The sequence below is a fragment of the Vreelandella olivaria genome, from assembly GCF_023507745.1.
GTDB lineage: Bacteria > Pseudomonadota > Gammaproteobacteria > Pseudomonadales > Halomonadaceae > Vreelandella > Vreelandella olivaria_A.
The window spans coordinates 1-22,786 of record NZ_JALPZO010000095.1; the positions used below are offsets into that span (position 1 = coordinate 1).

Annotated in this window: 21 protein-coding genes; 17 read left to right on the forward strand and 4 right to left on the reverse strand. The window is 53.1% G+C overall.

The window, feature by feature from the left end:
- The 3 genes from HP566_RS07505 to HP566_RS07515 all read left to right on the forward strand — a co-directional run.
- A partial coding sequence (locus HP566_RS07505) for a hypothetical protein (protein ID WP_249976644.1) occupies window positions 1-184 on the forward strand: 184 nt, incomplete at its 5' end.
- Window positions 185-457: 273 nt separating this feature from the next.
- Window positions 458-1,051 carry a TetR/AcrR family transcriptional regulator gene (locus tag HP566_RS07510; RefSeq protein ID WP_249976645.1) on the forward strand — a complete coding sequence of 198 codons (594 nt, stop codon included), beginning with the start codon at window positions 458-460 and terminating at the stop codon, window positions 1,049-1,051.
- Complete coding sequence (locus HP566_RS07515; protein ID WP_249976646.1) at window positions 1,051-1,341, forward strand: YciI family protein; 291 nt, start codon at window positions 1,051-1,053, stop codon at window positions 1,339-1,341. Before HP566_RS07510 ends, HP566_RS07515 begins: the two co-directional genes overlap by 1 nt.
- Window positions 1,342-1,511: 170 nt before the next feature.
- Here the strand turns inward: HP566_RS07515 and HP566_RS07520 are convergent, their stop codons facing one another.
- Window positions 1,512-2,438 carry a ketopantoate reductase family protein gene (locus tag HP566_RS07520; protein ID WP_249976698.1) on the reverse strand — a complete coding sequence of 309 codons (927 nt, stop codon included), beginning with the start codon at window positions 2,436-2,438 and terminating at the stop codon, window positions 1,512-1,514.
- A gap of 209 nt (window positions 2,439-2,647) precedes the next feature.
- Between HP566_RS07520 and rmuC the strand changes: the two genes are divergently transcribed.
- The 8 genes from rmuC to HP566_RS07560 all read left to right on the forward strand — a co-directional run bounded on the left by rmuC (window position 2,648) and on the right by HP566_RS07560 (window position 12,324).
- On the forward strand, window positions 2,648-4,507 hold the full coding sequence (gene rmuC / locus HP566_RS07525; protein WP_249976647.1) for a DNA recombination protein RmuC: 1,860 nt from the start codon (window positions 2,648-2,650) through the stop codon (window positions 4,505-4,507).
- Window positions 4,508-4,928: 421 nt separating this feature from the next.
- On the forward strand, window positions 4,929-5,426 hold the full coding sequence (locus HP566_RS07530; protein ID WP_249976648.1) for an arsinothricin resistance N-acetyltransferase ArsN1 family B: 498 nt from the start codon (window positions 4,929-4,931) through the stop codon (window positions 5,424-5,426).
- Between the two features lie 353 nt (window positions 5,427-5,779).
- Window positions 5,780-7,087, forward strand: a complete 1,308-nt coding sequence (locus HP566_RS07535; RefSeq protein WP_249976649.1) for a DUF945 family protein — start codon at window positions 5,780-5,782, stop codon at window positions 7,085-7,087.
- 227 nt (window positions 7,088-7,314) lie between these two features.
- On the forward strand, window positions 7,315-7,911 hold the full coding sequence (locus HP566_RS07540; RefSeq protein ID WP_249976650.1) for a LemA family protein: 597 nt from the start codon (window positions 7,315-7,317) through the stop codon (window positions 7,909-7,911).
- 111 nt (window positions 7,912-8,022) lie between these two features.
- A complete protein-coding gene (locus HP566_RS07545) occupies window positions 8,023-9,990 on the forward strand; it encodes a M48 family metallopeptidase (protein WP_249976651.1) in 1,968 nt (655 codons plus the stop codon).
- A 6-nt stretch (window positions 9,991-9,996) separates the two neighbouring features.
- Window positions 9,997-10,398 carry a DUF2784 domain-containing protein gene (locus HP566_RS07550; RefSeq protein ID WP_249976652.1) on the forward strand — a complete coding sequence of 134 codons (402 nt, stop codon included), beginning with the start codon at window positions 9,997-9,999 and terminating at the stop codon, window positions 10,396-10,398.
- Between the two features lie 297 nt (window positions 10,399-10,695).
- Window positions 10,696-12,018, forward strand: coding sequence for a S8 family serine peptidase (locus HP566_RS07555; protein WP_249976653.1), 1,323 nt, complete (start codon window positions 10,696-10,698; stop codon window positions 12,016-12,018).
- A gap of 66 nt (window positions 12,019-12,084) precedes the next feature.
- Window positions 12,085-12,324, forward strand: coding sequence for a hypothetical protein (locus HP566_RS07560; RefSeq protein WP_249976654.1), 240 nt, complete (start codon window positions 12,085-12,087; stop codon window positions 12,322-12,324).
- Window positions 12,325-12,569: 245 nt separating this feature from the next.
- Here HP566_RS07560 and HP566_RS07565 read toward each other — a convergent pair whose 3' ends face one another.
- Window positions 12,570-13,271 carry an FMN-dependent NADH-azoreductase gene (locus HP566_RS07565; protein WP_249976655.1) on the reverse strand — a complete coding sequence of 234 codons (702 nt, stop codon included), beginning with the start codon at window positions 13,269-13,271 and terminating at the stop codon, window positions 12,570-12,572.
- Window positions 13,272-13,391: 120 nt separating this feature from the next.
- Between HP566_RS07565 and HP566_RS07570 the strand changes: the two genes are divergently transcribed.
- The gene (locus HP566_RS07570) at window positions 13,392-14,291 is read left to right on the forward strand and encodes a LysR substrate-binding domain-containing protein (RefSeq protein WP_249976656.1); all 900 of its coding nucleotides are present in this window, start codon (window positions 13,392-13,394) and stop codon (window positions 14,289-14,291) included.
- Window positions 14,292-14,401: 110 nt separating this feature from the next.
- Here the strand turns inward: HP566_RS07570 and HP566_RS07575 are convergent, their stop codons facing one another.
- Window positions 14,402-16,321: a DNA topoisomerase III gene (locus HP566_RS07575; RefSeq protein WP_249976657.1), complete on the reverse strand. Its 1,920-nt coding sequence runs from the start codon at window positions 16,319-16,321 to the stop codon at window positions 14,402-14,404.
- A 217-nt stretch (window positions 16,322-16,538) separates the two neighbouring features.
- Here HP566_RS07575 and HP566_RS07580 point away from each other — a divergent pair, with 217 nt between their 5' ends.
- On the forward strand, window positions 16,539-17,786 hold the full coding sequence (locus HP566_RS07580) for an ABC1 kinase family protein (RefSeq protein ID WP_249976658.1): 1,248 nt from the start codon (window positions 16,539-16,541) through the stop codon (window positions 17,784-17,786).
- 82 nt (window positions 17,787-17,868) lie between these two features.
- Window positions 17,869-19,689: an SEC-C domain-containing protein gene (locus HP566_RS07585; RefSeq protein WP_249976659.1), complete on the forward strand. Its 1,821-nt coding sequence runs from the start codon at window positions 17,869-17,871 to the stop codon at window positions 19,687-19,689.
- Here the strand turns inward: HP566_RS07585 and HP566_RS07590 are convergent.
- Complete coding sequence (locus tag HP566_RS07590; RefSeq protein ID WP_249976660.1) at window positions 19,673-21,043, reverse strand: AmpG family muropeptide MFS transporter; 1,371 nt, start codon at window positions 21,041-21,043, stop codon at window positions 19,673-19,675. The genes HP566_RS07585 and HP566_RS07590 overlap by 17 nt on opposite strands.
- A 117-nt stretch (window positions 21,044-21,160) precedes the next feature.
- Here HP566_RS07590 and HP566_RS07595 point away from each other — a divergent pair, with 117 nt between their 5' ends.
- The 3 genes from HP566_RS07595 (at window position 21,161) to HP566_RS07600 (ending at window position 22,689) form a co-directional block, all read left to right on the forward strand.
- Window positions 21,161-21,679, forward strand: a complete 519-nt coding sequence (locus HP566_RS07595; RefSeq protein ID WP_249976661.1) for an FKBP-type peptidyl-prolyl cis-trans isomerase — start codon at window positions 21,161-21,163, stop codon at window positions 21,677-21,679.
- A 187-nt stretch (window positions 21,680-21,866) separates the two neighbouring features.
- Entirely contained in the window at window positions 21,867-21,989 is a 123-nt protein-coding gene (ccoM, locus tag HP566_RS21580; RefSeq protein WP_284041360.1) for a cytochrome c oxidase subunit CcoM, read from the forward strand.
- Between the two features lie 316 nt (window positions 21,990-22,305).
- Window positions 22,306-22,689: a hypothetical protein gene (locus HP566_RS07600; protein WP_249976662.1), complete on the forward strand. Its 384-nt coding sequence runs from the start codon at window positions 22,306-22,308 to the stop codon at window positions 22,687-22,689.
- Window positions 22,690-22,786 lie beyond the last annotated feature (97 nt).

A 22,786-nucleotide genomic window follows, 5' to 3' on the forward strand; every position in this document is an offset into this window, starting at 1 on the left:
GCAGTGTGATGGTGAAGTGCAGTCCCGTGCTGAGCGCCATGCTAAGTGCCATGCTCCCTCCTGGAATCATCAACTGTTAATGAGAAACAGTGATAATAACGAGCCAGGAGCCCAGCACAACCCCTTGAAGGCAGGTGTCAGCGATGTCTTACAACAATGTAAGCGATATCGTACAAAATTTTAAGAAATGGCTTACAGCAGGGAGGCTTGCAAATATCTCTGGTGTATGCCTAAGCCTTATGAACGTTAGCAGCGAATATCGACAACCATGCCGAAGTGCTCGCTTTCTCTAGCCCGGTGAAATCTTGACGACGGCTGCCTGAGTGGCACTCAGTGCCCGCGGCTTGATCCCATCAACCTTCCTGTAGCTATTTCTTGACCAATTAGGTCAGTTGTCCTAAAAATAAAAGTGGGACGACTGTCCTATAGATAGGAATAGTTGTTGGGAGGCGCTTCGGTGGCTAATAAACTGACAAGAAATCGCATTGTCGATAAGGCAGATCAGCTGTTCTATGAGCAGGGTTTTGAGCACACATCTTTCGCGCAAATTGCGGAAGCTCTAGGCATTTCTCGAGGAAATTTCTACTACCACTTCAAGACCAAGGATGAAATCCTGAATGCCGTAATCAGCCATCGTCTTGTTCGCACGAACTCAATGCTCGATAACTGGGAGCTAGAAGGCGACACACCAGCTGATCGTATCCGCAGTTTCATCAATATTCTGGTAATGAATCGGGCCAAAATTAAGCGTTATGGCTGTCCGGTAGGGACGCTCTGTACGGAACTTGTTAAGCTGGATCACCCCGCAAGAAGTCACGCAAATGAGTTGTTTGCGTTATTCAGAACCTGGTTGCGTCGACAATTCGAGCAACTTGGTCGTTCTGATGACGCCGATGAGCTGGCAATGTACCTACTTGCATTCAGCCAGGGAGTAGCGACACTTTCTAGTGCATTCCAGGATGAGAAATTCATTCACAGTGAGGTAAGCCGCCTGGAAGACTGGTTGGCCTCTTTTACCACTGCAACCAACACTCAACCGGAGGTGCCTTAATGTTTGTCGTTCTTTTACGGTTCTCAGAAAACAAGGATCAGGCCAGTGATTTTATGGAGGGCCATAATCAATGGATCAGGCGGGGGTTTGAGGATAAGGTTTTCTTGATGGTTGGCAGTCTTCAACCCGGTCTTGGAGGTTCTGTTCTTGCTCATGGTGAGTCAAGGGAAGCTCTTGAGAACCGGATTGATCAAGACCCATTTGTGGCCGAGCATGTCGTTACGGCGGAAATACTTGAAATTGAGCCGAAAAAAGCAGATGAACGGCTGGACTTTCTACTGGTTAAGTGAAAGGCGTTACTTTAAGAGCCTAATGGGTGTCTAGAATACCCGAGGCGATTCAGAGGGTGGCTGCTTTTACAGAATTGGCGAGGGCAGACCCTGATTTCACTACGTGCACTGTACCCGTTGGCAATGGAGAGTTTCTGGCAACGAGGTGTGGTGGTTGAAAGTGAGATTAATTAGTGCAGATAGCCAGCTTCCAGCGCTGCTAGTTTACCATTGAGATTCTGCAACACCTCACATGCCAGCCCATGGTGCTGGGCATTCTCAATCAATGGCCCTAAAATCGCTCCGCGCTCGGTGGCGCGTTTGGCCTCTACATCCTGCAACATTGAGGCTTTGTTGTTCGCTGTGTTCTCCACTACTTGCCACACTAGCGCCAACCAGGCATCTACACCGTGCTCGCCAGCTGGAGGGAGAATGCTTTCTGCTGACATAATCGCCGCGATTTCCTTCACCACGGCTGCCACTTGCCCTGAATAAGGCGCATTACCCAGTGCACCGTTACGAACGCCATGCAGCGCCACCAGCGGGTTAATCGCTGCGTTCACCGCCAGTTTCTGCCATAAACGGTTGCGAATATCGTCCACCTTTGTAGCGGCTAGCCCAGCCTGCGTTAACATTTGCACCACTGTTTCCGCCAGCGCACCGTGCTGGTTTTTCAGGTCACCTATATACGTATGCCCGTGCCCGGCATGCACTACACCATCATTCCCGGTTAGGTAAGCACCTTCAGTTGTAGTGGAGCACAGCACCGGGCCAGACCATGATTGGTTAATCCGCGGCTGAGCTAAAAAGCCGTTCTGCCACAGCACCAAGGGGGTAGTGGGAGCAATAACATTTTTGAGGTTTTCCAGTGCCGCCTCGGCGGCCATCGCTTTAGTGGTGATGTGCACAAACGCAGGTTGCTCGTGTGCCTCAGAAGCTAGTTCGGCAAGTGTCACCATATTTAAATGCTGTGCCCGCTGCTCGCTTTCGGGCGTGGTCAGCAACTGCTGCGCAGGCAGCGCACGGCGGCCAATCACCACCACTTCCGCAAGCGGTGCCAGCGAGTGCGCTAGCAGGCGACCAATGGCCCCAGGGCCGATAATCCAATGGGTAATCATCATCAGTTGTTATAGGCCACAAATAAGTGATTTCTGCTTTGCAAAGCAACGCAGGCTGAGTAAAGTCGAGTAACCTTTTATATTTAAAAACAGAAGGTTTGTAGAGGCAAACCGTTATACCACTTATGTGACTGGGGTGAAGCTGCAACGTACATTCGTCCAGGCAGTACAATGGCCCGGCTGGCCAACAGGGTTACAAGGAAAAGAACATGCAAAATATTCAATGGACGACAGAATTAATCACTCTTGTCAGCGTCATCGGCGTGCTGCTGACCGGTATGAGTTATTTGCTGGCAAGGGCGCTACAAAGCCGTATTACCATCAGGCTTACAACGCAACTTGAACAAATACAGGAAGCGTTAGCGGAGGCAAATGCTCAGAGCCAATCAGCCCAGGCCTCCATTAAAGAGCTTGAAACCAATCTACATGAAAAAGAGTTGGCGGGGAGTCGTCTAAGTTCTCAGCTGATTAACACCCAAGCGAATGAGCAACGCCTGACTGATGAGTTGCTGAGTAAAACGGCCGGGCTTAACTCGCTGAACGGCAGGCTGGAAGAGATACGACAACAGCATCACACAGCTGAGAAGCAGCTAGAAACGTTTCAAGCGGATAATCGATCTCTTCAGGAGCGAGCTGGTGATCTAAGTCAACGGCTTGAGCGAACAGAGAATGAATTGCAGCAAGAGCGCGAACAAAGCAGCTTACTCAAGGAAAAATTGGCCGAGGAGGGTAAGCGAGCCAAAGCGCTAGAGTCATCCGATAAAGAGGCTAGAGAGCAACTGATTGAAACAAAACAAAATCTGTCGCATCAGCAGGAGCTTCTGAATCAACTGCAGGAGCGTTACCAACGCCTGAACAGTGAATACACGAAACTCAACACTACCCTGGAAAGCAAAGAGCAACATTACAAAGAGCAGATGCAGCAGCTCAGTGAAACTAAACAGTCACTGACGAAAGAGTTTGAAAACCTCGCCAACAAAATTTTTGAAGAGAAGGGTAAAACGTTTACGCAAACCAGCCAGAGCAGTATCGACAGTATGCTCAAGCCTTTTCGTGAACAAATTGAAGGGTTTCAGAAACGTATCAATGAGGTTCATGACGTCTCGCTTCAAGGCAATACAAACTTGAACGCAGAGATCAGGAAAGTGCTGGATATTGGCCTACAAATGAGCAAAGAAGCGAACAACCTTACCTCTGCATTAAAAGGTGACTCACAGCAGCGGGGCGCATGGGGCGAAGCCCAGTTACGTAGAACGTTGGAGATGAGCGGTCTCATTGAAGATACGCACTTCGAGGTTCAAAACAGCTTCAAGGATACAGATGGAAAACAAAAGCAAACTGACTATCTGATCAAACTGCCTGACGGTAAGCACATCATCATCGATAGCAAGGTTTCATTAGTTGCCTACGACCGTGTTGTTTCGGCAGAAACGCCTGAAGCATACAGTTTAGCCATGGATGAGCACATCAAAGCGGTGCGCCGACATATCGTTGATTTGGCCTCCAAGGATTATACCAGTTTGGTGGGAATGCGTAGCCCCAGCTTTGTGTTGATGTTCATGCCTATCGAACCTGCTTATATTGAAGCGCTTAAGAATAATAAAGACCTGTTTGAATTTGGGTATAAGAAAAATATTGTGCTGGTATCTCATACCACGCTGATACCGATACTGCGCACGGTATCCAACCTGTGGATGATGGAGCGTAGCAACGCAGAGGCCCAAGAGATCAGTGAAAAAGCAGGTGAGATTTACAATCAAGTATGCCTGGTAGCGGAGCGGCTGCAGAAACTAGGTGGCACGCTAGGCACTGCCTCTAATCACTACAATGATACGGTCAGGGCATTGGCTGGTAAGCAAGGGTTGTATGGCAAGGTCGAGCGGTTTGGTACGCTTTCCGCCAATGTCACCAAAACGATGCCCGTTATTGAATCCGCGCACAGGGACTTCGAAACAGAGCGGCTTTCAATGATTGTTGAAGCTATTGAAGAAGCCGCGGGCGGTGAGGCTCCAACGCTAATAGCACCAACTAATCAGAATGAAGTTGCCCCCAATAAGCAACACAGCTAAAGCTCGCAGGTGACCTTTCCCTAACCTTTCCCCCAAAACTAACACCATGAACTTGGTGAGCTTTCCAGCTAATCTTGATGAACGGAGATTTCACTATCAAGACACGCGATACCGAGTCTGAGATTGCTGTTCATCTTCATGTGGGTTCGTCTGCTGCCTGGGAGCGAGATGGGGTAGGGTGCATAAGATATGCCGCTGCACCGGATACACTCGAAGGGCTTAACCAATCACTCCAGCGGGTGAGGCGCTAGCTACTGTGCTGAGGTCATTGAAATGGCTCATCTTCCTATATGCGATACCAGCCGATTTCTGATTATTTGCGGTTAATCGGCAAGGCCAGTTTCCGGTTATGCCATGTAGTGGTTAAATGGCTTCTTAAGTGTGATGAGGTTAAACCATCGGAGTCTACATGGAATCGATCATGATTAGAGATGCCTTACAGGAAGATTCGGTAGCTATTGCGGCGATTTATAATGACTACATTGATAACACCGCTATCTCATTTGAAGAGGCGCGCGTGTCCGGTACCGATATTCAAGGCAGGATTGAAGCTGTGCAAGAGGCGGGCTTGCCCTGGTTGGTGGTAGAAGAAGAGGGGGTTGTCGTGGGTTATGCCTACGCAACCAAGTGGAAAGAAAGAAGTGCCTATCGGTTTTCAGTTGAGGCCAGCGTCTACCTTGCCAACCATGTAAAAGGTAAAGGCCTGGGGCGGCAGCTTTATGAGGCTATGTTTGCCAGGCTCAAGAAGGCCGGGATTCGTACCATCCTTGCTGGCATCACACTCCCGAACCCAGCCAGTGTTGCGCTACATGAAAAGATGGGGATGAAGAAAGTAGCCCATTTTGAAAAGGTGGGATTTAAATTCAATCAGTGGCAGGACGTTGGTTACTGGCAGCTAAGATTGGGCACCAGTTCGTAACGAAGTGCGTTTCAGGAGTGCTATCTAGAACTAGCCAGATAGTCAGTTTACAACGCCACCACCTTATTATTCCGTGCCTGCAATACCTCACATACCAACCCCTACTGCTGGGCACTCTCAATCAGCGGCCATCGATTTGGTGGTGTATGGATAAAGGCAGGCAGCTGATGCGCTCCAGGGGCCAGTAGGCGTCCAATGGCACCAGGGCCGATAATCCAGTGGACGGTTATGATTCTAAATTGGTATGGCCATTAAGTGGGTGAGTGCAGTGCTGCATTTATTCTACAAATTTAGGATTATACTTTTTAACGCAATCTGGCATGATTGATAATTATTCTTATTAGGGGTGTGGCATGGCGCTAAGTTCAAAAGGTTGGATAGTCACGGCAGTTGGCATTGTGATTGTGGGGGCTGGCGGGTATATCGGCGCTCAGGCGCTGGTTGGCAATGAAGTTGAAAAGGCTCTCGCCCAAAGCTTTGAGGAGCTGGATCAATCAGCTTCCTATGATGTCAGCAATGTGCGCATCGATAAAGGCACATTTAACACTACTGCTTCGGCCACAATAGCGGTTAGAGGTTTTCAAGGCGCGACAGCAGAGGTCAATCTATTTGTGAACCACGGGGTGCTGAGCGCGGATATTACCGGAGACATTCAGCCCAACCAGGAGTTGTTAACCGGCAGTATTGATATCGATCTTGAGGCTACCCGTTCCTCCATTGAAGGGCAACTTACTGCCGCTGCGTTAAGTGCTGTCGAGGTGGATGCAGCGCTTAGTGATCTGGTGGTGGATCTGCGCAGAGAAGCCAACGGTGTTTGGCATGTGGATAGCCTGGCTCAGGAAATCATCTATAACGGTGATAATGAAACAGTACGCGTGATAACGCCGCGCTTAGTGATTAATACGCAAGCAGAAGGTGTATATGCAGTGCAGCAGCGTCTTGAGGTACCGCGAACTGAGATATTTGCCGAGGGGGTTCGTGTCTACCTGGAGGGGCTTGAGTCGGAAGCTGAATCCACCGGTGAAGGTGCCGTTGTTAATCAGAGTGGCTATTTCAGAATCGCCGATATTGGGGCGGATGACACCTCGTTTGGCAGTATGTCATTTGACATGGTAGCCGAAAATTGGGATGTGGAAGCATTCCAATCTTTTCAGGAAGCTTACACTCCGCTGATGACCATGCATATGGAAGCAGAGGAGTCCGGAGCGCGCATAGATGAGGAAGAAGAGCGTGTTTTAATGATTCAAGCGATTGAGAGTGGTTACGATATTCTGATTGCTAACCCTTCCATTGCCTTCCAGCCATTGGAAGCGCGCATTACCCTGCCAGAGTTTGGGGTGGACTTTGAGCCGCGTTTAACGGCAGAGGTGGCATTTGATGGCACCGATCTGTCGAAGAGCGCGTTGTACAGCGCGTTATGGGGGGCACGCTATCCACTGCCAGAGCAGTTGCTGGAGGCGGATGATGTGATGAGTCCATTTGAAGCTCAGGAGTACCTCAGTCATCGCTTGAGTGTGGCCGTTACTGTGACCACTCCCCCCGACTTCATCTTAAGCATGATTCCTATGCCGTTCGCCGCCATGCTGGATGCATCGAGTGAAGAACAGCAGTTGCTTTGGCAGGACGGTAGCCTGATCATTAACGGCCAGCCAATTATGTAACGGGCTTAACTCCTTTGTAACTGCTACATTGTGATTCCCGCTGTTAATTGATCCAAATGGCCTGCTGGCATTACCTGCTGGCAGGCCATCTTGTTAATAGGCACCCACCAACTTTTTCAGCATTAATATGTATCCAAACGCTCGGTGCCTATGTTCAGCTGATCTACGCTTAAGTAACTTAGATGGTACTATTTTTCCATTAACCCCTATCTTCGGAAGAAATGATCATGACGCTCACTCTCATTATCATCCTGGCGGTCATCGCTGCTGTTGTGTTCTATGCCATTGCGATCTACAACCGACTTGTGTCGCTGCGTAATCGATTTCAGAACGCTTTTTCCCAGATAGAGGTGCAATTGAAGCGGCGTCATGACCTGATCCCTAATCTGGTAGAGACGGCTAAGGGCTATCTCAATCATGAGCGGGAAACCCTGCAATCGGTCACCGAGGCCCGCAATACTGCCGTGGCCGGGCTTAAGGCGGCGGCAGCTAACCCTGGCAGTGCCAAGGCGATTGCTGACCTGGGGAGTGCTGAAGGTGCTCTTACCCAGGCAATGGGGCGGTTAAATGTGGTCATGGAGGCTTACCCAGACCTGAAAGCCTCGCAAAATATGCAGCAGTTGTCAGAAGAGCTTACCAGTACAGAAAACAAAGTCGCTTTTGCGCGGCAGTCCTTCAATGATGCTGTGATGCACTACAACACCTATCGGCAGAGCTTTCCTCAGGTAGCGGTGGCAGGCATGTTCGGCCATGGTCAGGATGCATCCTTGCTGGAGTTTGAGGACAGCGCCCAGATTCAAGTAGCTCCCCAGGTGTCGTTCTAATCTGATGCTGTTTTCCGTTATGTGTTCATCGCGAGATATGAAATGTCGGTGGCTACAGGCTTGGCGTAAAACATCGAAGCGACTGTGAGGCTAAAAAAGGAATACGGACGTATGGATTTTTTTACCGCTCAGGATCAAGCTCGACGTAAAACCGGGTATCTGGTCGTTTTAATGATATTGGCGGTACTCGCCCTGATCGTTGTCACTACACTGGCGATTACCATTGCGCTCCACCTGATGAGTGGAGGGCAGCCCGCAGCGCAAACCAACCTATCCGCTCAAGGGGTATGGTCAGCACTCTCCTATGAACTCATCGCTGGTGTGACTATTGCGGTGTTGGCGATCGTGGTTCTTGGCGGACTGTTTAAACAACAGCAGCTACGTCGTGGTGGCCGGGTCGTGGCGGAAGCACTCGGCGGTCGTGAGATTAATCTAAATACCCGTGACCAGGATGAGCGCCGTATCCTCAATGTGGTGGAAGAGATGGCAATTGCGGCCGGAACGCCGGTGCCTTCCGTGTATATATTGGAAGAGGAGAGTATCAATGCCTTTGCGGCAGGGCATCGCCCTAATGATGCGGTCATCGGCATGACACGAGGTGCTATCCGCAACCTGACACGGGAAGAGCTGCAAGGGGTTGTCGCCCATGAGTTCAGTCATATCCTGCATGGCGACATGCGGCTGAATATGCGCCTGATCAGTGTGTTGCATGGCATCTTGCTGATTGGTTTATTGGGTGGAACCGTGCTGCGTAGTATGCGCTTTCGGCGGATGGGTGGTGGGAAACGCGACAACTCTGGCGCGGTCATTCTGGCGCTGGGTGTTGTATTAATGTTGGTCGGTTACGCGGGCACCTTTTTTGGTAATTTGATTAAGTCTGGGGTTAGTCGTCAGCGCGAATATCTGGCCGATGCCTCCGCCGTGCAATTCACTCGCAACCCCCAGGGAATTGGCAATGCGCTGGTCAAGATTGGCGCACATACCCAGGGGGCTAACCTGCAAGCTGCTCAGGCGCCGGAGTTTAGTCATCTGTTTTTTGGACAGGCTGTGAGGTTGGGTGTTAGCCAAATGATGGCTACCCACCCGCCGTTAAAGGATCGTATCAGCCGGGTAATGCCAGATTGGGATGGCAGCTTTCAGGCTACCTGGCCTGCTGCTGCTCAGGCCGAGAGTGAGACGCCAGATTCTGGGCGCGATACAAAGCCGGTGTTCAAGGGCAGAACGCTGGCTGCTGTATTAACAGCGGCTTCTGCTCAAACCGCGATTTCATCCATGGGCCAGCCCGGCCAGCGCCACCTTGAGCACGCTCAGGCGACCCTGGATGCATTGCCCGAGCGAATTAAAGCTGCCGCCCATGAGCCATATGCGGCGCGAGCCTTAATGTATGCACTGTTGCTAAGCGAAGATCAGCAGGTACGTGAACATCAATTGGAAACGTTGCAGAAAACCGCATTGCCCGATGTTTACCACGAGTTGATTCAGCATGCACCAGAGGTGTTGATGCTGGACGTACAGTTGCGACTGCCACTGATAGAGCTGGCGCTACCGGCACTGAAGTCGCTTTCAGTGGAGCAGGGGCAGCATTTTCGTCTGTGTATGGAGCAACTGATCAATGCGGATGGTCAGGTAAGCCTGTTTGAATGGACGCTGTATCAATTGGTGCTGAATAACTTGGGTGAACAGGATAACAGGCCCGCTAACCTTAAGTTAAGTGACTTGCAGCGAGAGTGCCGGCTACTGCTTATGGTGCTAGCGAATGCTGGCCAGGATGACCCGGATGAAGTGAGTGCGGCAATGACGGCTGCTGAAGGGGAGCTGCCATTCGAACTGGCTGCTCTATCGCCCCAGGATGATGTGAGCGATATGCATGCGCTAAGCTTGGCCGTTGAACGTTTGCGTCGTGTGCAGCCGATGCAAAAATCGGCATTGATGCAAGCTATGGCTCGCTGTATTGAGCACAGTGGGCACATACGGCCAGCCGAGGCTGAGCTATTCAGGGTTGTGGCAGATATGCTTGGTTGTCCTGTGCCGCCGCTACTGATCGACGAACCGATGGAGGAGCCGAGCTCTACCGGGTGAATCGACATGTCTTCACAGTCGCTGCTGCTACTTGCAGATACTATCCTCATCATTCACGTACTGTTCGTGGCCTTTGTGGTACTCGGTTTGTTTGCCGTCTATATAGGTTATTTTCTGAAATGGGGATGGGTACGCAACCGAGTTTTTCGCATTACCCACCTGTGCGCCATAGGTTATGTAGTAGGGCAAGCCTGGTTAGGTGCGATTTGCCCGTTAACCACATGGGAAATGGCGCTAAGGGCTGAGGCGGGTGCGGCCACTTATTCGGGGTCTTTTATCCAGTATTGGCTCCAGAGCCTGCTGTATTACAGCGCGCCAGAGTGGGTGTTTGTTTTGGTTTACACGGTTTTTGGTAGTCTGGTGCTTGCCAGCTGGTTTGCCGTGCGGCCTAACCAACGCGCTTGCTAACACCTCCGCCATTCTGTTTTATTACTACCTTCTTATGTTTCAAAAAGCTTATGTTTCAAAAAGCCTGGCTGGGGGGTTATGGTCGCGGTCACCTCGACCGGTTGCCAGGTACTTACCCAAGGCTCCAACTTCCAGGCTGAGGTGGGTGATCGATGTAACGTTTTGCAATCCATCTGGCGAAGATCATTTGTTGAGTTAAGCTGAAAGCAGCTGGCTTATGCAGAGCGTGGGTGAAAGCATCGGCTCTGTTTTCAGTTAGGCAACATCTCTTAAGAGCCAAGCGTAATGAGGTCTCGGATGGCTAAAAAACCAAACGGAAATGGTAGTGCTCGCACCCCTTCTGGCCAGAGCGCATCAATCGCAACGGTTTCATGCGGAACCGAAAAACTCCTGATGGCTGCGCTTGAGCGTGGAAGTAATTGTCTCGAAACGGGGCGCTTCCTCATCAGTTATCGTGAGGGAATGGTAGAAGAGGGAATCAAACGGCTGAAGGCCCAGAACTTTCGGGTAGCTGACGCACGTGACTTTGCTGATCAAGCGGTCAGTTTGGAGGATGCTGGGGATGCAGAGGCGATGGTGTTCCCAGAGCTTGGTGTAGCGCTGGTGGGCGGTGATGCCCTGCAACTGCATGGGATGAGCATTCATGATGAGATAACGGCGGACAGCCCCATACAAATTATTGAACCTGAATATTTTGCGTTCTCAGAAAGTTCCGAGTACCTGCGTGGCTTCTTAAGGGCGGCAAGTACGATAGCTCATGACCTTGGTGCTGACTTCGATATTGGTGAAACTGAAGAGGAACGTGAGGCGGATGCGCTTGAGGTGACATGGGGGCTGGTCCAGTGCAAGGTACCGCAAAGCAGTTGGAGTGGCTCTGGTATTAAAGTAGCCGTGCTTGATACTGGGATGGACCTTGGGCATCCAGACTTCGCCGATAGAGAGTTCGATACCCGGTCATTCGTAGGAGAGCCAGTTCAAGACATTAATGGACATGGAACGCACTGTATTGGCACGGCTTGTGGACCCAGAGCGCCTGCCGGAAACACTCCCCGTTACGGTATCGCCTTTGGCTCTCAGGTATTTGTTGGAAAGGTTCTGACAAATTCAGGCAGTAGCACGGGAGCGGGGGTGCTGGCGGGGATGAATTGGGCCATTGCCAATCGCTGCGAGGTTATATCAATGTCGCTGGGCAGCCAGAGCCCGGTACAGGAAGCCTACACGCATGCTGGGGCAGCGGCTCTTCGCAATGGCTGCCTTATTATCGCCGCTGCCGGAAACTCCTCCACAAACACAGGTGCTCCGGCCAACTCACCCACCATCATGTCTGTTGCATCGCTTGACCCTAATTTGAAACCTTCAAACTTTTCTAACTGGGGCAAGATCGAGATTGCGGCACCTGGGCGGGATATTCTTTCCTCATGGCCTCGGCCAAACCATCATAAGTCCATTAGCGGAACCAGTATGGCGACCCCGCATGTGGCGGGTTGTGCGGCACTTTGGGCTGAGTCTGATGCCTCTCTGCGCGGGGAGAAGCTATGGCGGCAACTGCTGGATTCAGCGCAGACTCTGTCACTTTCTGATTCCCGCGTAGGGGCTGGGTTGGTACAAGCTCCCTCGTAGATCGACTGGCCCAGGGCAGTTGCACCTTTGCATCTGCCCAGGAAACTGATTTCGAAGGTAGGATCAATGTCGAAAATAGCGCTTTGGATAATTACGATTTCCAACGATCAGTCGATCGAGGAAGCAGCCACACGCCTTAGAGCGGAAGGGCTAACCATTAGGGATATACTGGAAGAGATTGGGTGTATTACCGGCTCGGCTGATGATGTCACCGTAGAGCGACTGAAAAAGGTTCAGGGGGTTGTGGATATTGCGCCCGATATACAGATCGAAATGGGGCCGCCGGATTCCAACGAAACCTGGTAAGCCTGCAATTGCTGCACGTGCGATGAGATGAAATACACGGTGTGCTCACTGGTCGTCTTGCTTAATTTACTACCTGATGGTCCACTCCCTAATGGGCTTAATGCATTCTGGGTATCAAGCCCTGCCAATATCATATATTTGGTATCCGCTCGGAAAGGTGAGTGAGTGCGGATATCCTGAATTAGCGATATAGCGATAACTGCACCCACTTAGATTGCTTACGGTAAGAAAATTACCGGCCGTATTTAAGCAGGTTGAGGTAATGGCGTGTTTTCCAGTACCGCCTGCAACTCATCGATGAGGGTTTCGACTTTCCGTATCGCTTCAGAAACCGACTGGGCCAGTACCTCCCCACCCACTTCCTGGCCTTCGATCGCAATGTAGTGAATGCGCGTGATGCCGATAAATTGCAGCGCAGTGGTCAGGCTTGGCTCCAAGTGGTTCATATAGGCCATTTCACCGCCAGGGCCAAAGCCTGTTCCGCCTCTAGCCGTAAGAATAACCGCATGCCTTGGTCGGTCACCGAGCTTTGGAATGTATGGGTCGGCGGGGTTGCTCTCATCGATATCCACTGTTCGGCCGGGGCGCACTACCTGATCAATCCACGCCTTTAGGACGGCAGGCATACCGAAGTTGTAGAACGGTGTTCCAATGACCACCACATCCGCAGCAATTAACTCATCGACCAATTGGTCACTTTCCGCCAGAGCCTCTTTCATCCAGTCTTCTCGTTGTATTTCCGGCTTAAAAGCTGATGCAATCCAGTCGTGGTTGAGAAAGGATGGAGGGTGTTGGCCTATATCTCGATAAGTGACCGTATCTTGAGCACGGCGTGCTTGCCACTGGCTGACGAAGCGGTGGGTCAGATGGCGGCTGTGGGAACCGTGATTGTCGGTTCCCGCAATACCGGGGCGGGCGCTGGCATCGATATGCAGTATATGCGGCATGGATAGCCTCCTATTCTGAGCTGAACTCATCTATGATTAATGACAGGTTCAGTCTAGGCTCTGGATATTGTCAGTAACAAACGATCTTTTCTTTCGGATATAGATGAGTAAAATTCATTCATGAGCCATCGGCGACTACCCTCACTTTCGGCGCTCCGGGCTTTCGAAGCCGCTGCGCGCCATGAGAGTGCCAAGCAGGCGGCGCTAGAACTCTCGGTTACCCCCACCGCCATCAGCCATCAAATCCGTGGTCTTGAAGAGGCGCTGGGCGTTTCACTGTTCTTACGGAAGCCTCGTCAATTAAAGCTGACCGCTCAGGGCCGTGAGCTGTTGCGAGTATTGGAAAACGCCTTTGATAGCATCAGTGAGGTTGTTGAGCGGTTGAGCGCTGTACCTGTTCGCCAAGCTGTAACGCTCTCTACGACTCCGGCAGTTGCGATGCGGTGGCTGCTACCGTGGATTTGTCTGTTAAGCGAATCCCATCCAGACATTGATCTGCGCATTCACGCGTCCCATGAGTCAGTTGCGCTAGATGGGGTAACTGCCGATCTCGCCATTCGCTATGGTGATGGCCGTTGGCCAGGGCTGGTAGCAGAGAAGCTGTTTGATAACACTTTTATCCCAACTTGTAGCCCACACCTTGGTTTGCAGGAGATAGCGCAGCTACCGTTGCACTCCTTGATTCACTTCAGCAGTCAGGGAGCCGTATCCGCGCCCCTGGATTGGGCTGCATGGCAGAAAGAGGCCAAGGTACCTGGATTGGACGTCAGTGCCGGGCCGGTGTTTTCCGACGAAACTCACGCCATTTCGGCCGCCGTCGGTGAGCAGGGGGTGGCGCTGATGAGCCGTCAGTTGATCAAGGAAGAGTTGGAGGAGGGGCGCCTGGTACAACCTTTCGGCCCAGAGTTTGAAGGTAAACCATTCTTTCTGGTCTACCCGGAGAGTCGCCGGAACGATCCGACGGTTCTGGCTATTCGTGAATGGGTAATGGCGGTGCCTGGAGTGCTGTCCTCTGATTAACGCCATATTTTCTTATACCGTTATCTTGGTTTGCCTGCCAGGAAATCGATACAGCTGTGCCAGCATGCAACTAAAGTGCTGAATAGGAAAGCGACATCGTTCATCACCACTTAGTTTGTCTTTTTTCTTCCTGCGGTACTTTTCCTCTTTGCATAACGTTTTCTCGGCTTACTTGAGCGTTTTTTCTCAGGGCTGCCAGACTCTCCCTGAGCGGTTTGCAGGCTGTGGCGCAGTTTGCCTGCATCACTTTGGCGCAGCAGAGCACGTAAATCATCGAGCAGAGCGTGCTGAAAGGCGTTGGGGTCGTCCTGCTGTTCGGAAATCGCCCGCAGGCGCTGTTCCCATAGTGCGGTACGCTCCGGGGTGCTGACGGCGTTGGGCAGGGCGGCGATGAGTGCACAGCCAAGTTTGGTGGCGCGCAGGGCTTTTTGCTGGCGTACCAGATAGCCACGCTGTACCAGGGTTTCAATAATACCTGCGCGGGTGGCTTCGGTACCCAGGCCATCGGTATCGCGCAGGGTGCGGCGTACCTCGGGATCATCCACGTAGCGGCCAATATTCATCATGGCCTTGATCAGGCTGGCATCGGTGAAGGGTTCCGGCGGGCGGGTTTCGCGTTCCTCAACACCTGCGCCTAGCGCTTGGCAGGCTTCCCCTTGAGTGAGTGGCGGCAACGGCGGGGTATCTTCCCGGGTGGTGAAGAGTGGCTTCCAGCCTGGGTCGAGAATGCTTTGCCCGCGGGCGCGAAAGGCTTCGTTCAGTAGCGTAAACTCGGCCTTTACCTCAAAGGTGCGCAGTGGGCGATAAAACTGAGCCATAACGTTGCGCACGATCAGCCGGAATACGTGGCCTTCGGTGGCGGAAAGCTGGCCGAAGTCGGCGGGTTTGCCGGTAGGGGCAAGGCCGTGGTGGGCGCCCACCTGTTTATCGTTCCACGCCTTGGAGTGCAGAGTGAAGTCGGCGCCGTTAAGCCATTGGCGCAGGGTGTCATCATTCTGGCAGGCGCTGCTTAAGCTGCGCTGGGCAAGTGGAAGATGCTCTTCAGGCAGGTAGCGGCAGTCGGAGCGTGGGTAGGTGATCAGTTTGTGCTGTTCGTAGAGCCGCTGGCAAATATCCAGCACCATTTGGGCGGAAAGGCCGTGGCGGCGGGCAGCATCTACCTGCAGCGCGGAAAGTGAATAGGGTAGCGGCGGTGCCTGGCGCTTTTCCTGCTGATCAAGTTTGGTCAGTTGGCCTGTCGCGCCGGGCAGTTGAGCTGCCAGGGCATCGGCAGGTGCACGGTCGATCAAGCGACCCTGTTCGTCTAAGGGCGCGTGTTCTTTGGGCGCCCACCATGCGCGCAACTGTCCTTGGGCGACCTGTAGATCCACCCATAGCGGATAAAACGGGTGGGGCACGAAGTCACGAATGGCGTTGTCGCGGCGCACAATCAGCCCAAGTACCGGCGTTTGCACCCGCCCCACCGACAGTACCCCGTCATGGCCTGCCTGACGGCCAGTGAGCGTCCAGGCTCGGGTTAAGTTAATACCGTATAGCCAGTCGGCACGAGAGCGCGCCTGGGCGGCTTGAAAGAGTGGCTGAAACTCTGCATTGGACCGTAGGCCTGCCAGCGCTCGGCTCACTGCCGGGCGGTTAAGGTCACTGATCAGTAACCGCTGCACCGGGCCGCGGTATTTTAGATGCTCAATCACTTCCTGTACCAACAGTTGGCCTTCGCGGTCTGGGTCTCCGGCGTGTACTACACTGGTCGCTTGTTTTATCAACTTACGAATGGTCGCCAATTGCCCGCGGGCTTTTGGGCGTGGGGTCAGTTGCCAGCTAGTGGGCACAATGGGCAGGCGGTCGAGTCGCCACTGTTTGTCTGCCGGGTCGTAGACTTCCGGGGCGGCCTGTTCAAGTAGGTGGCCTAAACACCAGGTCACGATGGTATCACCGCAAACAATTGCGCCTTCCTGGCGCTTGGCACTGCCGGGTAGTGCCTCGGCAATGGCGCGGGCAAGGCTGGGTTTTTCGGCGATAATCAAACGCATGCGATGCTTGGCCCTAAGGTGTGATAGCAAGTGGTTGAAAGCGTAGCTGAAACCACAACGATACAGAAATGCTAATTGCTCCGCCGTGCAAAAACCAAATGTGTTTAAAAAAGCAGGGAAGTATGTGAGGCAGGGGGGGAGCATCGTTGTCGTATAGTTTTGGTACAAAATTGTCGAATTGGGTACTCTCTTCGGAAGTTATTACGAGGTAATTGTCATGCGCGAGCGAGGTAGAACACGACGTTTACTAGGGCTGGGTGTTCGTACTGGTGGCGCTCTGCTGAAAACCCGTTTGGGTGGCCAAGCCGATTGGGGCGGGTTGGGTGAAGCGCTTTTTGAAGGGCTTTCCGAGTTGAAGGGCCCGGCGATGAAACTGGCGCAGATGATGTCCCAGTGGGATGACCTGCTGCCGCCGGACCTTGCTGATGAACTGGCGCGCCTACAGCGTCAAGCGGAACCCATGCCTTGGCCGCGCATACGGGAGGCGCTGGCACTGCAGTACGGTAATACCGAAAACTATTTTCTTAGTATTGAGGAGCGACCTTTTGCCAGTGCCTCAATGGGGCAGGTGCATAAAGCGGTCACCCTGGCAGGCGAAACCGTGGTGCTGAAGGTGCAGTACCCTGGCCTGGCCGAGGTGTTGGAAAGCGATCTAAAACAAGTGAAGCGAATTATGAGCCTGGGGCGCTGGCTTAAAGTGCCCCAGGCGCGCCTGGAGGTGCTGTTTGATGAGCTGGCGGTAGGGTTACGGGAAGAGCTGAATTACCAAGCCGAAGCGGTTGCGTTGGCCCGTTACCGGGAGCGCTATAAGGATAACCCGGCGTTGGTGATTCCCGAGCCGTTGTTTGATCTTTCCGGTCAGCACGTATTAGCCATGCGCTACGTGGATGGCACCCCGTTGAGGGAGTTAGAGCATGCTGATGACGCTGTTCGCCAAAAGGTGGCGGTTGCCCTGGCGGACTGGATTACCCAAGAGCTATTCATTCACCAGGAGCTGCATGCCGATCCTCATGCAGGCAACTTTGCCTGCGATGAGCAAGGGCGGCTGGTGATTTATGATTTGGGCGCAGTGATTGCCGTACCGGACGCGCGCTTAAAAGCCATGATGCAGTTACTGGAGGCCACCCTGGCGCAAGACCCCATGGCCATGGATGATGCCATGATGAATCTAGGGGGGCGCCAGGGGCAGGGCGCGCCATTGGCGCTTTATAAAGAGGCTGCTGAGAGCATTGCGCCTCTGTTTGCTCCTGGTGAGCAGGACTTCAGTGATGTACGGATACACCAGCGCTTGCGTGAGCTGAGCCCCAAAGTGTGGGCTGCCATGGACCGACTACAGCCTCCGGCGAATACCCTGCTGCTTTCACGGGCACTGAATGGCCACTACTGGAATCTGGTGCGCCTTAAGGCGCGGTTGGATATGCACGGGCGTACCGAGCCACTATTAGCCCAAACAAGAGTGCTGTAACCGATTGACACTGCGGATGAGCCGACAGCCATGCTAGACTATTGCGCTTTTAAATTGAGTTTTGAAGACAGTGGAGACGGCAATGCTGGCGGTATGGGTCGATCAGCTGCTGGGATTTGCCTCTGGGGCACTCTCGGCAATCAGGCAACAAGAACATTACCCCGATTTTATGACCTGGGTACGTGCCGAAGGCGCAGCTTCTTTCAATGGCGATGTCACCATGGCCCAGGCGTTGGCACCTGTTTTATGGTCGCAAACACCGCTTGAGCGGTTGGGCTTCTCCAGCGAACCCCTGGCTACTCCAGGCCGTAACGAGCCCTGTTGGTGCGACTCCGGGCATAAATACAAGCAGTGCTGCTACCGCGTTGATTTTCCCACCGAGATTCCCGAGCAGATGATGTGGATGCTCTCTCTACGGGAGTGGAAAGGCGCCACGTTAAAAGCAGCGCTGGAGAGCCAGCAGGCCCCGGCCCAGGCATTATTGGAAGCAGGGCTGATTGCGGCTGAAAGTGGCCAGACAGGCCGCTCCATGCAGATTCTTGAGTCTTTGTTCGATGGCCGTGATTGGTCGCGGCTACCGGAGCAGGCTGAGCCCGCCTTTGAAATCCTGCTGGATATCTACCAGGAGCGCGGCTTTACCCGCAAACGCGCGGACCTGTTGGATGAGGTAATGGAGCGTGGCCCGCTGTTTCTGCGTGGTGTCGCTTTAGAGCGGCTGTGCCTGATGCATCTGGATAATGACGATTTGGATAGTGCCCGGGGGGCGTTTGTAAAGGCACAGCAAGCGCTGCCGGACTCGCCCACGCTGGCTTATATAGAGGCTATGCTGCTGCTCCATGAAGGCCATGAGCATGAAGCCAAAGAACGCGCTAACTTCTGGTACCGTCGTTTGGTACGCCAGGGGGATTTGGATGAAGAACAGCTCGATTTCCTTGCTGCTTTGGCTGAAAACCCAGGTGCGACGCTTGCCGATCAGCTGTTAAGTGCTGAAGAGGATATGGCAACACCGTTGGTTGCGCTGCAAGCACTACTGGCCGCGTTGCCTACGGCGCCGAAACTCGACATCCACCAAGACCCCGAAACGGGACGGTTGCACTACACCACCACTGCCCGTGAAGAGACGCTGTTTGCTGCCTGGCATGAGCAGTTTCAGGTGCTGGTGGACGAAGAGGTGGCGCTTGGCTTCCGCGATGACCCCTGGGTTAATGCGGTGGAGTGGATGTCGTCATTGTGCTCCCATCCCGAATGGCTGGATGCTCCCCAGGTTGTTCAGGATCTGACACTGGCACTTACCAGCAGGTTTGGTAGCCTTCCATGGATGGCGCCTGGTTTGCTGGAGCCACTGGCACTGCGCCTTTCCCGTTGGTTGGAGCAGGCTCGTGCAGCAGGCGATGGCAGCCTGTGCTGGGATGATGCGGATAACGTTGTGCTGTTGCGCACTGGTCTGGCGCTGGTGGTGGGGATGGAGCGGGGTGCCCGTGAACACTCACGGCAGCTGGCTGAAGAGCTGCTCTCTATCGATCAGGAAGATAGCCTGGGCCTGAAAGAGCTGGTGCTCGACCAGTTGTTGCGGGATGACCGCAACCAGGAAGCGCTGGCATTAACCGAAGAGCCACAACAGGATGATGGTTCGCTGGTGCTGGGGCTATTAATGGGCCGTACGCTGGCGCTTTACCGGCTTGAACAACATGAGGCTGCCGAAGCGGCACTCCAGGAGGTTATTGCGCACAACCGCCACGCTCTGGCATTGATGTGCGCAGAGAGTCCGCGTCCCTCTATGCCCCATGCGGATGGGCAGGTAGATCCCGGCTCCCGCGCTGAGGCCTGGCAGTACCGCACTCTGATGCGTGACCAGTGGCGGACAACCCCTGGAGCACTAAAGTGGCTTAATTCCTACCTTTAACCGTTGGAGTGGGCACCAGCTGTTTGTCACGGCTTATCCAGACCGCGAGCAGTATGGCGGGTAAGCCAAGCAGAGTGGCTATCACGAAAAAAGTGGCATACCCCTGTGCAGTGACGACTAATCCCCCAAATCCGCTCAGGAACTTGCCAGGTAGTGTCATCAGCGATGAGAACAGCGCGTACTGAGTGGCGGTATAGGCTCGGGAGGTAAGGCTGGAGAGAAAGGCGATAAACACCGCACTGGCCAAACCATTGGCTAGATTGTCGCCAATAATCGTCACCACCAGCATGGGGACTTGATTGCCGATTAATGCTAACGCGGCGAAGAGCAGATTGGTTAGCGTAGCAGCAGCTGCACCGAAGATCAGTAGTGGCCCAATACCGTAACGGGCTACCAACAGCCCGCCCAGAATGCCTCCCAAAATACTCATGGCAATACCGAAGATGTTGGTGATGTTGGCAATCGTTGCCAGCGAGAAGCCCACATCAATATAAAGTGGGTTTGCCATCGAGGCCATGGCAAGGTCACTAATACGAAATACCGCTATAAACACCAGAATACCCAGTGCTTTGACCCCATAGCGGCGGAAGAAGTCGGTAAAAGGGCACACAATGGCGCCGATGGCCCAGGCACCTAGCCGGCGCACTACTTTGGGTTTGCCACGGCTGGCGCGGATGAAGGCCCGGACCTTCGGCTCGTGGATCAACTGCACCGACAGTGAGGCGCGTTTAGGCTCGGGGCGAATCAGTACGGTAAGCACACCTATGCCCACCAGTGCCGCCATGGTCAGGTAGGCTACATTCCATGAAACGGCAGAGGCGACATAAAGTGCCCCGGCACCTGCGGCCAGCAAGCCGCCTCGATAGCCAATAATGTAGGTAGAGGCCATCGCTGCCTGGACATCGTCATCAGCGGATTCGATGCGGTAGGCATCAATCGCGATATCCTGGGTCGCCGACCCAAAGGCAACCAGTAGGGCAAAGGCGGCTACCCAGCCAAGGTTATCCACGGGATCCAGCCCAGCCAAGCCAATGAGCCCGGCGGCAATCATCCCCTGGGCAAGCAGCATCCAGCCACGCCGCTGGCCAAGCATGCGGGTCAATAACGGCAGAGCCAGCCGGTCCACAATGGGAGCCCAGAAAAACTTGATGGAGTAGAGCATGCCAATCCAGGCGAAAAAGCCAATGGCGGCAACCTCCACGCCGTCGCTGCGCAACCAGGCAGAGAGGGTGGAAAACACCAGCAAGAAGGGCAGCCCTGCGGAAAACCCCAGAAATAACATGGTAATGACAGGCGCGCGCAAGTAGATAGCAAGCGCGGCAAGCCAACTGCGCTGGGGGGTAGGGATGGGCATGTTGATTAGAACTCCAAAAAGAAAACGTCTGCGTCAGGGCCCGCAAAAAAAGGGTCAGTGTTAGACTAGGTCAAACATCCATGACCAAGCCGACAGCTTACCGGAGAGGAGTTTTCCATGTCGATTACGGCCCATCAGGTGGTGACCTTACACTATGTACTGAGCGACGTACTTAGCGATGGCAGTACCCGCGTGCTGGATGACTCCAACGAACGACATAAACCGCTGGAGTACCTGCATAGCCACGATAATATCTTACCCGGTTTAGAGCGTGCGCTAGAAGGGAAAAAGGTAGGCGATGAACTCAGCGTTACCTTGTCGCCTGCGGATGCCTACGGGCTGCGTAACGAAGACCTTGTTCAGGAGGTCAGCCGGGCCTCGTTTGGCAGTGCTGAGCTTGCTCCGGGCAGTTGTTTTCAAACCGAAGGTGAAGCAGGCCCGCAGATTGTTACGGTGTTGAGCATTGATGGTAACAACGTAACCGTTGATACCAACCACCCCCTGGCAGGGCATACCCTGCGTTATCAGGTTAATGTCCTGGATGTACGGGAGGCAACGCGGGCAGAGCTTGCCAAAGGGCATCCGCTACCGCCTGGCACAGAACATGGCAAAGTAGAAGACCGGAAAGTGCTTTAAGCTTTTTGAAACGCGAATAAAGTAAGCGATTCCTCCCTGTTGAGTCGCTATAGGCTTGTAAAAACTGACGTGTATCAAGTTCCGGATTCGACATGTTTAGCGCATTTGAAAAGTTTGACCTGGGTCAGTTTCCCCCACCGTAAACGCAGTACGATGAACTCATACATCACGGCGGGAGGGGGACATCATGTACTGGGACGATACTGTTATTTTCGGCTTAGCCACTGTCGCGCTAGTGATCACTTTTATGGTGGGTTGGGTAGGCTTCGTGATTCGTGATCATCTTCGTAAGGACGAACGCAAGAAGTAACTCAGCTGACTATGACCGTCGTCAGGGGAGGGGGCTTGCTTTGATAAGTAAGCTTCCTGTTGCCGGCCCACTTGGGCCGGCTTTTTTTATTGCTAAGTCAATAGGCGTTTAAGAGCAATAGTGCCCATGCTCTGGTAAAGTGCGTTTAACCAAAATAAAACACTACTTCACCAGGGAACTGTTTGCTATGAGCGCAGTTATGTCATTTGTTGCCGTGCAAAGTAGCTTAGCGAAATGGCTGAGAGCAAGCTTGGCATGTACGTTTATCATAGTCGCTAGTTATCTGCCATCGATTGCTTATGCTCAGGCATTAAGTATGATCAATGGTAATGAAACACAGAAGATCACTATCAGCGATTTACGCCAGCAGTCTGATACTGCCGTTACCCTGTTCGATCCTTACCAAGGGCGCGACGTAGAGATGCGTGGCCTTGAGTTTCGTCGTTTTCTGATTGACCAGTTTGGCGAGGTGCCCCCCGCGCTGCATTTTATCGCCTGGGATGATTATGAAGTCACGTTAAGCGGATGGGATGACCCTAACTGGTTGATGGTGACCGAAGAGGATGGGGAGCCATTAACTCTGCGCACACGAGGGCCATTACGCTTGGTGGAACGTAATCATGGTGCACGTGAGGTAGAGAGCTTGCGGGAGTTTAACGACTGGATATGGATGATTCGTAGTATCGAGGCTCGATGGTGAGTAAGCATGAGTCTTTCGAGCAACCCGTAGCGGTGGGAACGAGAAGAGGAGTACGGCGCTATATAACGTGGCTTTCGCTGTGCTTGACGAGTTTTAT